Annotated in this window: 14 protein-coding genes; 4 read left to right on the top strand and 10 right to left on the bottom strand. The window is 66.2% G+C overall.

Annotated elements, in window-relative coordinates:
- Positions 1-194: 194 nt before the first annotated feature.
- From CHB74_RS13345 to CHB74_RS13325, 5 genes are all read right to left on the bottom strand, one after another.
- On the bottom strand, positions 195-677 hold the full coding sequence (locus CHB74_RS13345; RefSeq protein ID WP_089220130.1) for a pyridoxamine 5'-phosphate oxidase family protein: 483 nt from the start codon (positions 675-677) through the stop codon (positions 195-197).
- A 93-nt stretch (positions 678-770) separates the two neighbouring features.
- Positions 771-1,946: an acetyl-CoA C-acyltransferase gene (locus tag CHB74_RS13340; protein WP_089220120.1), complete on the bottom strand. Its 1,176-nt coding sequence runs from the start codon at positions 1,944-1,946 to the stop codon at positions 771-773.
- A 73-nt stretch (positions 1,947-2,019) separates the two neighbouring features.
- A complete protein-coding gene (locus CHB74_RS13335) occupies positions 2,020-2,478 on the bottom strand; it encodes a MaoC family dehydratase (RefSeq protein ID WP_089220119.1) in 459 nt (152 codons plus the stop codon).
- Positions 2,479-2,763: 285 nt separating this feature from the next.
- Entirely contained in the window at positions 2,764-3,948 is a 1,185-nt protein-coding gene (locus CHB74_RS13330) for a mechanosensitive ion channel family protein (protein WP_089220118.1), read from the bottom strand.
- On the bottom strand, positions 3,948-4,901 hold the full coding sequence (locus CHB74_RS13325; RefSeq protein ID WP_245842901.1) for a DNA topoisomerase IB: 954 nt from the start codon (positions 4,899-4,901) through the stop codon (positions 3,948-3,950). The genes CHB74_RS13330 and CHB74_RS13325 overlap by 1 nt, the downstream gene beginning before the upstream one ends.
- Before the next feature lie 214 nt (positions 4,902-5,115).
- On the opposite strand from CHB74_RS13325, the gene CHB74_RS13320 reads away from it, so the two are divergent.
- On the top strand, positions 5,116-5,781 hold the full coding sequence (locus CHB74_RS13320; protein WP_089220116.1) for a hypothetical protein: 666 nt from the start codon (positions 5,116-5,118) through the stop codon (positions 5,779-5,781).
- Between the two features lie 4 nt (positions 5,782-5,785).
- Here CHB74_RS13320 and CHB74_RS13315 read toward each other — a convergent pair whose 3' ends face one another.
- Together CHB74_RS13315 and CHB74_RS13310 are read right to left on the bottom strand one after the other, a co-directional pair.
- Positions 5,786-6,097, bottom strand: coding sequence for a hypothetical protein (locus CHB74_RS13315; RefSeq protein ID WP_089220115.1), 312 nt, complete (start codon positions 6,095-6,097; stop codon positions 5,786-5,788).
- Positions 6,094-6,282 (bottom strand): hypothetical protein, encoded by a 189-nt coding sequence (locus CHB74_RS13310; protein ID WP_089220114.1) that lies wholly within the window; start codon positions 6,280-6,282, stop codon positions 6,094-6,096. Before CHB74_RS13310 ends, CHB74_RS13315 begins: the two co-directional genes overlap by 4 nt.
- Before the next feature lie 105 nt (positions 6,283-6,387).
- Between CHB74_RS13310 and CHB74_RS13305 the strand changes: the two genes are divergently transcribed.
- A complete protein-coding gene (locus CHB74_RS13305) occupies positions 6,388-7,086 on the top strand; it encodes a S24 family peptidase (RefSeq protein WP_089220113.1) in 699 nt (232 codons plus the stop codon).
- On the opposite strand, the gene CHB74_RS13300 is transcribed toward CHB74_RS13305, so the two are convergent.
- Positions 7,087-7,266: a hypothetical protein gene (locus CHB74_RS13300; protein ID WP_089220112.1), complete on the bottom strand. Its 180-nt coding sequence runs from the start codon at positions 7,264-7,266 to the stop codon at positions 7,087-7,089.
- A gap of 157 nt (positions 7,267-7,423) precedes the next feature.
- Between CHB74_RS13300 and CHB74_RS13295 the strand changes: the two genes are divergently transcribed.
- Together CHB74_RS13295 and CHB74_RS13290 are read left to right on the top strand one after the other, a co-directional pair.
- On the top strand, positions 7,424-7,663 hold the full coding sequence (locus CHB74_RS13295; RefSeq protein WP_245842900.1) for a DUF1326 domain-containing protein: 240 nt from the start codon (positions 7,424-7,426) through the stop codon (positions 7,661-7,663).
- A 66-nt stretch (positions 7,664-7,729) separates the two neighbouring features.
- A complete protein-coding gene (locus CHB74_RS13290) occupies positions 7,730-8,596 on the top strand; it encodes a hypothetical protein (RefSeq protein ID WP_218821436.1) in 867 nt (288 codons plus the stop codon).
- A gap of 60 nt (positions 8,597-8,656) precedes the next feature.
- Here CHB74_RS13290 and CHB74_RS13285 read toward each other — a convergent pair whose 3' ends face one another.
- Positions 8,657-10,645, bottom strand: coding sequence for an ATP-binding protein (locus CHB74_RS13285; RefSeq protein WP_089220110.1), 1,989 nt, complete (start codon positions 10,643-10,645; stop codon positions 8,657-8,659).
- A 59-nt stretch (positions 10,646-10,704) separates the two neighbouring features.
- Positions 10,705-11,910, bottom strand: a complete 1,206-nt coding sequence (spt, locus tag CHB74_RS13280) for a serine palmitoyltransferase (RefSeq protein WP_089220109.1) — start codon at positions 11,908-11,910, stop codon at positions 10,705-10,707.
- Positions 11,911-11,922: the final 12 nt, after the last annotated feature.

Below are 11,922 nucleotides of genomic sequence, written 5' to 3'. Positions count from 1 at the left end.
CTTGACCGCTTGTCTCGCTCACCGCCGCAGAATTGCCCTCACTGCGGATGCAGCCTCATCAGATACCCTGCCAAACTTCTGCCAAAGTAGTGCTAGAGCAGCTTCCGATCCGACGGCGTCGGATCGAATGCTTTAAGTTTTTGTTTGTCGCGCTTTCCGAGTCAGCAGGTGATTCCACCTGCCTGGAAAGCGTTCTAGAGCACGACGCGCGCGGTTCGTTCGGCCTGCGCGGCCTTCATGTCGCGGCCGACAAGCCGTTCGATCGCGGCGCCGAGCTTCGATCCGCCCAGCCAGATTTCGGCGCGGCTGGCATCGAGGCGGAGCAGCGTGATATCGGGATCGTCGCGGCCTTCCTTGTACCAGGCGGCTTCCTCGCGGCTCCAGAAATGGTCGATCACCGCCGGATCGTTTTCGATGTTGAGCTGGCCGTGGATGGTGGCGAACACCGCATGGTTCTTCGCCATGAAATTGGCGACGGCATGGTGGGACTGGGTGAGCTTGGCGACCAGATTGTTGCCGCGTGATGTGAAGAACCAGATCGGCCCATGGTCATCGTCGAAGAAGGCGTGCATCGGTTGCGCATGCGCTTCGCTGGCACCCACCAGCCCGATCATCAGCACGGGGCTCGACCGTAATTCCTTCCAGAACCGGGCCTCGATATCGGCTTCGCTGGTCATGGCACCCTCCATCCTGTGATGGAGAAAGAACCGGTGGCCGGGGGGATCGTTCCGGCGGGTGCCGCCCCTGAAGGCAGGGGCGGCGTTGGCGTTTTACAGCACTTCGAACAGGCCGGCCGCGCCCATACCGCCGCCGACGCACATGGTGACGACGACATGGCGCACGCCGCGCCGTTTGCCTTCGATCAGCGCGTGGCCGACCATGCGCGCGCCCGACATGCCATAAGGATGGCCGATCGAGATCGCGCCGCCATTCACGTTCAGCAGATCGTTCGGAATGCCCAGCGTGTCGCGGCAGTAGAGCACCTGCACGGCGAACGCCTCGTTCAATTCCCACAGGCCGATATCGCCGATGCCGAGGCCGTGGCGTTCGAGCAGCTTGGGCACGGCGAACACCGGGCCGATGCCCATTTCATCGGGCTTGGTGCCGGCCACCGCCATGCCGACGAAGCGGCCAAGCGGCGCCAGCCCGCGCTTTTCGGCGAGGCCGCGTTCCATGACCACGCAAGCCGACGCACCGTCTGAAAGCTGGCTGGCGTTGCCGGCCGTGATGAAGCCGCTCGGCCCGATCACCGGTTGCAGCGCGGTCAGGCCTTCCAGCGTGGTTTCCGGCCGGTTGCCTTCATCCCGGGTGAGCGTCACTTCCTTTTTCGAGGTTTCGCCGGTCGCCTTGTCGGTGACGAGCATCGTCGCCGTCACCGGGATGATCTCGTCATCGAACTTGCCGGCGGCCTGCGCGGCGGCGGTGCGCTGTTGCGACTGGAACGAATATTCGTCCTGCGCGGCGCGGCTGACGCCATAGCGGTTGGCCACCACTTCGGCGGTTTGCAGCATCGGCATATAGACGTCGTCGTGCATCGCGATCAGCTCGGGATCGAAGCCCAGCCGTATCTCCTTGGTCTGCACCATCGAGATCGATTCGACGCCGCCGGCGACGACGATATCCTCCTGATCGACGATTACCTTGCGCGCGGCGATGGCGATCGCTTCCAGGCCCGAGGCGCACTGGCGATCGACCGACACGCCCGCCACGGTGACGGGCAGGCCGGCCCGGAGCGCGGCGGTGCGCCCGATCGTCGCCTGCACGCCCTGCTGGAGAGCGGCGCCGATCACGACATCGTCGATCGCGGCCGGATCGACCTTCGCGCGTTCGACGGCGGCGCGGATCGCATGGGCGGCCAGCGTGGGAGAGGGGAGCGCGTTGAACGCGCCGCGATAGGCCCGGCCGATCGGCGTGCGGGCGGTGGAAACGATGACGGCGTCACGCATGATAGGTTCCTTTCGATCGCATGGACCGGGCAGGCGCGGGGGGATGGCTGCCCTTCGGAGGACGATCCCGGTGTCAGGCGAAAACCTGGGCGATCCATTCGGCGATCAGCGCCGGCTTGTCCTGGCCTTCGATCTCGACGGTGAACTCGCAGATTTCCTGGAAGCGGCCGGGGCCCTTTTCGGCGAACTCGATCAGCTTGAAATGGCCGCGCACGCGCGATCCCGACGGTACGGGGGTGAGGAAACGGACCTTGTTGCCGCCATAGTTCACGCCCATGCGAATGCCTTCCAGCACGGGCGCGTCGCTCTTTTCGCGCATCACCGGCAGCAGCGATAACGTCAGGAAGCCGTGGGCGATGGTGCCGCCGAACGGCGTCATCTTCGCCATTTCGGGGTTCACATGGATGAACTGGTGGTCGCCCGTCGCGTCGGCGAAGCGATCGATCATCGCCTGATCGACCAGAATCCATTCGGACGTGCCGATCACCTGACCGGTCTTTGCCTGATAATCCTCAACGCTGATCGTGCCCATGGCCCATCCTCTCTGCTTTTCGGCGGATGGTGTGTGCTACGTTGACGTAAACGTCAAGTGCGCGAGCATTAACCATGCTGTGATCGAGATCACCGCACGGCCATCCGAATCACGGCAAAGCGCAAGCCTGTTCGAGTAGCTGTGCGTATCCAGGCGTTTCCGGCGGGTGATCCGGCCTTTGGGCCAGTCTTTAGGCCAGTTTTTGGGTCAGCCTTCGGGAATGCCGCCTTGTCGCTGCCATCGCGCCGGAGTTGGGGCGCGATGGGCGGCGGCGCTTGAGCCCTGTCAGGCCGCCGGGGTGGCTTTCGCCTTGGGTGCGGCCGGTTCGGCATAAGGCATTACCAGCGTGCCATCGGGCGCGGCGGTGAAGGTCGTCTGGGTCGGATAAGCGAATTCGATGCCATCGTCGTTGAAGCGCTTCAGGATCGCGATCATCACCCGGTGGTTGGTCGTGAACACCTCCTCAAAATCTTCCGAGTGAATGTCGTACTGCAGCTCGAAATCGAGGCTGGAGGCGCCATAGGCGGCCATGCCGCACCGCAGGAAGGTGCATTTGGGATGGGCCAGCACGATCTTCTTGATCATCGACGGGATCGCTTCCAGCACCTCGGGCGTCGTCTGGTAGGTGACGCCGAAGCGGTGGATCATCCGGCGGTGGTCCAGCCGGTCGAAATTGCGCAATTCCTTGTTGAGCAGGTTGGCGTTGGAAATGACGATCTGCTCGCCCGTGGTGGAACGGATGCGGGTGGATTTCAGGCCGATCGTCTCCACCGTGCCGGTCGTCTGGTCGAAACGGATGCCTTCGCCGCGCTGGAACGGCTTGTCGAACAGGATTGAAAGCGCCGCGAACAGATCCGAAAAGATGCCCTGCGCGGCAAGGCCGATCGCGATGCCGCCGATGCCGAGACCGGCAACGAGGCCGGTGACGTTGACGCCCAGATTGTCGAGGATGACGATTGTGGCGATCGCGAATACCGCAACGGTGACGAGCAGGCGGATGATGTTCATCGCGCTGCCGATCGCCGCCGCATCCTCGGCGCTGGCCCCCACGCTGCGATGTTCGACCAGGCCGAGGATCAGCACGCGCGCCCAGATCGCCACCTGCAGCACCGATGCGATGGTGAACAGGAAGCTCGCCGTGCCGCTGACGAAGCCGGGGGCATCGGCATAAGCGGAGACGAGCTGGAGGGCGACCGCGACCATGAACCATAGCCGCGTCCGGGCCAGCGCACGGCCCAGGATGAAGGCCCAATGCCCGCGATTTTCGCGATCCCGGCACAGGTGGATACCGAACCGCTTGAGGCCGAGCAGCGCCAGTACGATCACCGCCGCAATCGCCACGCCGATCAGGATCTGCGTGCTGTGGCTTACGACCCAGCCATAGCTGTCCGTCCACAGGCGCTCGACCTTGTCGGCATAAGGGGTCTTGTCCGCCGCCGGTGGAGTGGCGGTGCTGTTCGATTGGGGCATCAGGCTGCTTCCGGTTGGCATTGGGCCGTCTTGGCCAGGGTGTCGAGGAACGTAATCAGGCCACGTTCCGGCGGCGACAGATATTTCGTCCGGCGGGGAAGCTTCAACCCCGCAGGCAGCGGGGTGCGCTGCCCGGCCAGTTCGATCAGCGCCGGGTGGACATAGGATTTGCGCGCGATGGCCGGTGTGTTGCCCAGCGCCTGCGCCACGGGTTCCAGCATCGCGCCGATCGACAAGTGGCCGCCGGCTTCGACCCATGTGGCGAAGGCGATCACGCTGGCGGCCCAGGTGCGGAAATGCTTGGCGGTGAAATCCGCGCCGGATGCCGCGCGCAGATAATCGTTCACGTCGCCCGAACTGACCGGATGGGGCGTGCCATCGGCATCCAGATATTGGAACAGATTCTGGCCGGGCAGATCCTGGCAGCGGCGGACGATGCGGGCGAGCCGCGCGTCGCTGATCGTCAATTGCTGGATCTTGCCTGATTTCGCCCGATATTCGAGCCGGACGCGATGGCCGTGCACCTCGGCATGGCGGCTGCGCAGGGTGGTCGCGCCGAAACTGCGGTTCGCCTTCGTATAGCCCGGATTGCCGATCCGCACCCGGCCGAGATCGAGCAGCCGGACGATCGCCGCGACGACGCGATCGCGATCGAGCGCGCGGCGGGCCAGATCCTGTTCCACCCTGGCCCGGATGCGGGGCAGCGCGCGGCCGAAATCGGCGCAGCGATCATATTTGGCGGCATCCTGCGCGGCGCGGAAATCGGCATGGTAGCGATATTGCTTGCGGCCCTTTTCGTCCCAGCCGATCGCCTGGATATGGCCGCGTTCATCGCGGCAGAACCAGGCGTCGCGATAGGCGGGCGGCAGGGCGATGGCGTTCAGCCGGTCGATCGTGCTGCGGCGGGTGATGCGCTTTCCTGCCGCGCTGAAATAGGCCCAGCCGTGGCTCAACCTTTTACGCGTGATCCCGGGGCTCGCATCGTCGACATAATGGAGCACGGCCGGCGGTTTCTCCCGAAGAATGGACCGGCGGCGAACGCATGGGTTGCGCAGTTCGTTCCGGCGCGGCATGCCTGCGCGGGGCATAAGGGCGGCGTTAAGCCATCGCGTTTACGCCTGACATCTTCGATATCGGCGGGCGTGCGTGGTGGTCGGAACGGGTTGGATGGAACGCGCCGCGGCGCGCATGGAAAGGTGGCCGGTGGGCCCCGTCGCGGCGGTGATGCTGGGCGGGGCGATGGCGTTTTTCTGCTGGGCGATGCCGGGGCCGGTGGTGCAGGCCTGGTCGGACCTGCTGGCCATGCCCACCGGATCGCCGGGGCGCACGGTGCTGATCGCGGCGCCCGCATTGATCGCCACGACCCTGACCTGGCTGGTATTCCGGCGGATCGACAAGGCGGCGCAACCGGCCGATCTGGCGGATGAGGGCGACGATCACGAAGATTGGCTGACGCCCGGCGCCGCGCAGGATTTCACCACGCTCGTCGTTCGGCCCGATCCGGTGGTGAAGCCGCTGATCCTCGACGCGATCGTCGATTTCCCGCCCGCCCTGGCGCCCGAAGCGGAAACGGACGACGAGCTGCTGCTCGACCATGCGGCCGAGCCGGAAAGCCCGCCCACCTTCACCGAAGCGCCGATCGCCGAGCTTATGGAGCGGCTGGCGGCCGAGATGGCGCCGGGCGGCGTGGTGGTGGTGGATGCGACGCCGGTATCGCCAGCGGAGCGCCTGTCGGCGCCTGCACCGGCGCGCGCGCGGGCCGATCAGCCTGATGACGCGGCGCTGCGCGCCACCATCGCCGATCTTCAGCGGATGGCGGCGCCGCGCGGCTGAACGCTCAGCTCGGCACGAGCGTCAGCGCCTCGATTTCCAAAATCATGTCCTCGCCATCCCGCGCATGGCCGGCGAGGGCGAGATCGGCGAGCAGCCGGTTGCCCAACTCGATCTCGGCTTCGGCCAGCGTGGTGGCGAGCGCGATCATGTCTGGTGGGGAAGGGCAGGGCATTTTCAGCCGGACGAGGTGGCTCTCGCCGCTGAAGGTGGCGCTGGCCCAATCCGCCATTTCATGCCCGATCGGCTGCACGGGGCCGTAAGCCGTCAGCAGAGCCACCAGCGCGCGGGCGAGCGCATGATCGGTGCACGGCATCATGCGTCCACCTGCGCTTCGCACGCGGCGATATAGGCCAGGACGCGGATCGCCATCGCATCACGCGGTTCGCGGCCACGGCGCAGATCGTGGACCAGACGGGGGTCGTTGACCGCATTCCGCCCGAAACGCGACGGCGGTATCTGCGTGCGGTGCAGATGACGCTCGATCGCGAACAAGAGGGTCATGGCGGCTTCTCCTTTCCTCACCCGACTCGCGGGAGTATGTTCCCATTATGTTCTCATGGGTGAAATCCTACTTGTCTAGGAAATTTCCTATTGATAGGATGCGCCATGGCCGATGCCGATCCACGCGCGACGCTTGAGGCGCTCGTTCGGGAGCGCGGGGAGGACTATGCCTCGCTGTCGCGCATGCTTGGCCGCAACCCGGCCTATATCCAGCAGTTCATCAAGCGCGGAACGCCGCGCAAGCTGGACGAGGCCGATCGTGCGGCGCTGGCCCGCTATTTCGGCGTGGATGAAGCCTTGCTGGGTGGTCCGGCGCGGCCGGCCGGGCCCAGGGTTGCGACGGCGGAACGCGGCGGATCACGCCGGACGAGTGAATTCGTCGCGGTGCCACGGCTTGCGGTGCGCGCGTCGGCGGGGCCGGGCACGCTGGATGCGGAGCTAAGCGAGGATCGGCGCGGCGACAGGCGCTTCGCCTTCGATGCCGGCTGGTTGCGCGCGCTGGCGCCGGGCGGGCCGGTGGGCCTGTCGCTGATTCGCGTGGAGGGCGATTCGATGCTGCCCACCCTGGCCGATGGCGACGACATCCTTGTCGATCGTGGCGACGGGGCGGACCGGCTGCGCGACGGCGTCTATGTTTTGCGGGTCGATGATGTGCTGCTGGTCAAGCGCCTGCTGATCCAGCCGGCCGATCGGCGGGTGACGGTGGCCAGCGACAATCCGGCCTATCCGCCGCTCGCCGATTGCGATCCGCACGACATCCATATCGTCGGCCGCGTTGTCTGGGGCGGCCGGCGCTTCCGCTGATCAGCCGCGCCGATCCTTCAGCCAGAAGGCGATCGAGATGACAGTGCCGACGCCCGCGCCGATCAGCAGGCCGATGGTCGGCTGATGCGTGAACAGGCCGATCACCGCGCCGGCGATGATCGTGAAGGCGAGGATCGACCCGGTGGCGCGCGGGCTGCGGGGGGCGGAGGGCTGCGACATGCCGGTCCTTTGCCATCGCTTGATCCGGGACGCTAGTCTGTCCCAAATCGGAACAGTCGTCCCGCGGCGGCATTTGGTCAACGCGGCGTTGACGATCGTGTTGCGCTGAGCACCGTCCTCCGCGATCAGCGCCCGCGACTGGCATGGCTCTTGATTGTTGGCTGGCCGATCAAGGGGAAAGCCGATTCACGCCCAGCTCTACATCGCCGACCGGGCGACATTCGATCAGGCCGAAGCACTGATCCATGCCTTTGGCGACGAAGCCGGGCTGGAAGCCGCATCGCGGGCCGAACGCAGCCGCGATCTCGGCAATCTTTCCCACTTCTGCCGCTGGCGGCAGGTCGAGCGGGTGATTCTCCTTCTTTCGGCCGATCACGCGACGGGCACGGTTCACTGAAACAGGCGATTTTGCCTATTCTTAACCATTGATGCTAAGATGGTCCTTCGCATGTGCGGAGGGGGAATGCGAAAGCGTTCGGGGGCGAATATGCCATGGCGGGATCGTGAGGCGCGGGCGGATGCCGGCGTCGCCACCCGGCTGCGTGCGCCCCGGAAGGACCTTCTCGTCGACGATAGTGCCGATGCGCTGATGGTCGGCGCGCGGGGCGAAGCCGCGCCGGTGGCCTACAGCTATTCGCGGGTCGAGGAGCATTGGGACATCCTCGTCCGGCCGGACGGATCGGCCAAGGCCTCCGTGGTGGTCCGGCGCGAGCAGCAGGTGAGCAGCGATCATCGCTGGCGTTTCGTTGCCCGGCGCGAATTGCCGCTGGCGGCCGAGCGGCGCTCCCGTCTCGGTCTCGCTGCGGCTTGCATGGCAATGGTGACGGCCAGCGCGGCGCTGTGGATGGCATGGGCGCGGCCGGCTCCGCAGGCGGCCAAGGTCATCACCGTTTCCGTGCCGGCACCGCCGCTGGTGACGCCTTCTATGACGGGCGGCGAACCCACCGGAACGCCACCTGCCGCCAATCAGGCCATGGCGAAGCCAGTCCCTCGCGCTCCGACACCCGTTCCGCTGATCTTCCCGCTGGAACGCAAGCTGCCGCTGCGCGCCGAATCTCCTGGCCCGCAGCCGTCGGCCGTGGCGGCGAATATCCCGGTGGAGGCCCGCCCGGCCGTGCGCAGCGCGATGAGCCGGGCCTTCGCGTCGGGCGAGGCCGAGGCGTGGAGCGATGATGCGCTGACCGGCTTCGTCGTCGTCGGCCCGGTGGAGGCTGGCGCGGACGGCACGTGCCGCAACACCGTCATCCTCGCGCGCGGCGGAGAGAATGGCGATCGGACGATCAGCAAGCGCCGCTGCCAGGCGGCCAGCGGCGCGATCAGCGCGGGCTGAACGATCGCCAGCGGCGTTGGTTCAGGCCTGCGCTTCAGCCGATCAGATGATGATCGCCGCTCAGGCGGCGCGATGGGCCGGCGGATGGCGGTGGAGCGCGGCGGCGACAGCGGCTTCGAGCGCGCTGACCGTGAACGGCTTGCGCAGCACGTCGCGCCCGCTCATCCGGCCGGCATCGCCTGCTTCACCGACAAAGCCGGTGACGAACAGGATGCCGAGATCCGGGTGCTGCCGGGCGATTTCGTCGGCAAGCTCGGGTCCGGTCATCCCGGGCATCACCACGTCGGAGATGACGAGGCCGATTTCGGGGTGCTGGGCCAGCAGCGCCAGCGCTTCCTCGCCGCCGGGGCAGGGTAGGGGGACATAGCCGATTTCGGCCAGCGCGCCGACGGTGGCGTTGCGCACGCGCGGATCATCCTCGACGACAAGGATGGTCGTGCCGCTGGCATCGATCGCGACGGGCGGCACGGCTTCCTCGACGATCGTGGCATCCTGCGCGGCGCCCTTGGCGGTAAACCGCGGCAGATAGAGCGAAACGGTGGTGCCTTCGCCCGGCGCCGAACGGATCGCGATGTCGCCTTCGGACTGGCGGATGAAGCCGAAGATCTGGCTGAGACCAAGGCCCGTGCCCTTGCCGACCGGCTTCGTCGTGAAAAAGGGTTCGAACGCGCGGTCGCGCACCTCGGGCGTCATGCCGACGCCGGTGTCGGTGACGTCGATCCGCACATAATCGCCAGCCGGTGCCTCGTTCACCTCGCCAGCGGCCAGCGTGACATTGCTGGTCTCGATGGTCAGTTCGCCTTCGCCTTCCATCGCGTCGCGCGCGTTGACGGCGAGGTTGAGGACCGCATTTTCGAACTGGCTGGGATCGCACCAGATCTGCCAGCTGTCGTCCGCCGCACGCAGCGTCATGCTGATACGTTCGCCGAGCGCGCGATCGAGCAGGTCGGACATGCCGCTGATCAGCTTGGCCGGATCGAGCCCTTCGGGCAGCAGCGGTTCGGCGCGGGCGAAGGCGAGCAGGCGCTTGGTGAGCGCGGCGGCGCGATTGGCGCCTTCCATTGCATTGTCGATATGCCGGCCAACTTCCTGCGCCTCATGGCTCAACCGCCGCCGGGCAAGATCAAGCCCGCCGACAACAACGGCCAGCATATTATTGAAATCATGTGCGATGCCGCCGGTCAGCTGGCCCACGGCCTCCATCTTCTGCACCTGCCGCAGCTGGGCTTCGGCGGCGGCGCGCTCCACGCCCTCGCGCCGCAGCGACTCATTCGCCTCGCGCAGTTCGCGGGTGCGTTCGGCCACCGCATATTCCAGCGTTTCGGCGCGTTCCGCCTCGGCCTGCGCGTCGCGGCGGGCAAGGCGCTGTTCGGCAAAGGCGGACACCGTGGCCCAACCCAGGCCCAGGGCCGCGACGACGAGCAGGAGGCCGAGGCCGGAAAGCAGTGCCGCCAGCCGGTTAGACCGCTCGGTCGATTCGGCGGCGCGCAGCGATCGTTCGTGCAGGATGGCGCGTTCCTGATCGCTGATCTGGGTCAGGATCGCGTTGATCCGGGTCAGGCTGGCGGCCTGGCCCGCCTGATAGAACAGCCCCACCGCTTCCCAGGCACGGCCATAATTGGATTGCGAGGCGGGCGCCGCCAGTTCGCGGCCGCGCGCGATATAGAGGCGGGCGAGTTCGTTCCCCAGTTCCACCTGTTCGGGATTGTCGCGGGTCAGCACGCGCAGCCGATCGAGCAGGCGGCCGGCCTTGCGCCATTCGTCGAAATAGAGCGCGCCGGTCTGTTTGTCGGAACTGACGACGAACCGCCCCAGCGCCGCTTCCGATCGGGCGAGCGCGGCATCGAGCGCGCGCGAAACGATCACCACTTCATAGCTGTGGCGTTCGCGCACCATCGCCGCATCGCGTTCGCGATTGGACGATGCGACCAGCACGACAAGGCCGATCAGGAATGCGGCAGCGGCAAGGGCGGCGATGATCGCCAGCCCCCGTCGCCATGCTTCCCGGCGCGTCCCTTCGTGCGTGGCGTCTATGCCTGCGCTCCCCATGTCACGGGAAAATCTAGCAGCATATTCGGGCAACGCAATTGGCCGCCCTTGTCGTGCGATCAGCCGATGCAGCCCACCGCCTGGCCGGCCGCACGGAAGCGTTCCAGGATATCGCCCACCTGTTCGTCCGAATGTTCGGCGCACAGCGAACAGCGAAGCAGGAAGGTGCCGGCCGGGGTGGCGGGCGGGCGGGCCATGTTCACATAGACGCCGAGTTCCAGCAGCGCCTGCCACATCCGCACGGTGATTTCCTGATCGGGCAGCATCACCGCGATGATCGCCGACTGGGCGGTCTCGGTGCCGAGCGTGAAGCCCATTTCGCGCAGTCCCGCGTGCAGCCGCTTGGAATTTTTCCACAGGTGTGTGCGCTTGTCGCCCGCGTGCATCAGCTTGCGGATCGAGGTGGCGGCGGTGGCAACCACGCTCGGCGGCAGCGACGCGGTGAACACATAAGGCCGGCAGACGAGGCGCAGCACTTCGAACTTGGGGTGGTTCGACACGCAGAAGCCGCCGACCGTGCCGACCGATTTGGAGAAGGTGCCGACCACGAAGTCGATGTCCTTCTCGACGCCCAGCTCCTCATAGACGCCACGGCCGTTGGGGCCGAAAAAGCCCATGCCATGGGCCTCGTCCACCAGGATCATGCAATTGGGGTGCTTGCGCACGGCGGCCACCATTTCGGGCAGCGGCGCGATATCGCCGAGCATCGAATAGACGCCTTCCAGCACGACCAGCTTCTGCGCATCCGCCGGCAGGCGGCCGAGCCGCTTGTCGAGATCCTCGACCGAATTGTGGCGGAAGCGCACGATTTCGGCATTGCCCAGTGCGCAGCCGTCATAGATCGACGCGTGGCTGTCGGCATCCAGGATCACATAGTCGCCCTTGCCCGCGATCGTGGAGATCATGCCGAGATTGGCCTGATATCCGGTCGAAAAGACCATCGCATGCTCGGTGCCGTAAAATTCCTTCAGCGCCTCCTCGCACTCCTTGTGGCCCTGATAGGTGCCGTTGAGCACGCGGCTGCCGGTGGTGCCGGCGCCGAAATCGTCGAGCGCCTTCTTGCCGGCGGCCACGACGTCCGGATCGAACGTCATGCCCATATAATTGTAGGTGCCCAGAAGGATCGTCGGCTTGCCCTGGATGATCGCCAGCGTCGGCGATTTCACTTCATCCATCACGATGGCGAACGGATCGCGCACGCCCGTATCGAGCAGGGCCTGCCGCTCGGCGATAAGGGCGTCGAACTTGGAAAATAGGTCGGTCATAATGCGATCCAG

Source organism: Edaphosphingomonas laterariae (assembly GCF_900188165.1).
In the GTDB taxonomy this organism is placed as follows: domain Bacteria; phylum Pseudomonadota; class Alphaproteobacteria; order Sphingomonadales; family Sphingomonadaceae; genus Sphingomonas_E; species Sphingomonas_E laterariae.
This window is presented reverse-complemented; position numbering and strand designations above follow the sequence as displayed.

What these genes read in the sequence shown, in the direction of transcription:
- CHB74_RS13345 (WP_089220130.1), bottom strand. Translation starts at nt 677, where the DNA reads ATGACCAGCGAAGCCGATATCGAGGCCCGGTTCTGGAAGGAATTACGG.
- CHB74_RS13310 (WP_089220114.1), bottom strand. Translation starts at nt 6,282, where the DNA reads ATGACCCTCTTGTTCGCGATCGAGCGTCATCTGCACCGCACGCAGATA.
- CHB74_RS13315 (WP_089220115.1), bottom strand. Translation starts at nt 6,097, where the DNA reads ATGATGCCGTGCACCGATCATGCGCTCGCCCGCGCGCTGGTGGCTCTG.
- spt (WP_089220109.1), bottom strand. Translation starts at nt 11,910, where the DNA reads ATGACCGACCTATTTTCCAAGTTCGACGCCCTTATCGCCGAGCGGCAG.
- CHB74_RS13320 (WP_089220116.1), top strand. Translation starts at nt 5,116, where the DNA reads ATGGAACGCGCCGCGGCGCGCATGGAAAGGTGGCCGGTGGGCCCCGTC.
- CHB74_RS13300 (WP_089220112.1), bottom strand. Translation starts at nt 7,266, where the DNA reads ATGTCGCAGCCCTCCGCCCCCCGCAGCCCGCGCGCCACCGGGTCGATC.
- CHB74_RS13330 (WP_089220118.1), bottom strand. Translation starts at nt 3,948, where the DNA reads ATGCCCCAATCGAACAGCACCGCCACTCCACCGGCGGCGGACAAGACC.
- CHB74_RS13305 (WP_089220113.1), top strand. Translation starts at nt 6,388, where the DNA reads ATGGCCGATGCCGATCCACGCGCGACGCTTGAGGCGCTCGTTCGGGAG.
- CHB74_RS13340 (WP_089220120.1), bottom strand. Translation starts at nt 1,946, where the DNA reads ATGCGTGACGCCGTCATCGTTTCCACCGCCCGCACGCCGATCGGCCGG.
- CHB74_RS13335 (WP_089220119.1), bottom strand. Translation starts at nt 2,478, where the DNA reads ATGGGCACGATCAGCGTTGAGGATTATCAGGCAAAGACCGGTCAGGTG.
- CHB74_RS13285 (WP_089220110.1), bottom strand. Translation starts at nt 10,645, where the DNA reads ATGGGGAGCGCAGGCATAGACGCCACGCACGAAGGGACGCGCCGGGAA.
- CHB74_RS13290 (WP_218821436.1), top strand. Translation starts at nt 7,730, where the DNA reads ATGCGAAAGCGTTCGGGGGCGAATATGCCATGGCGGGATCGTGAGGCG.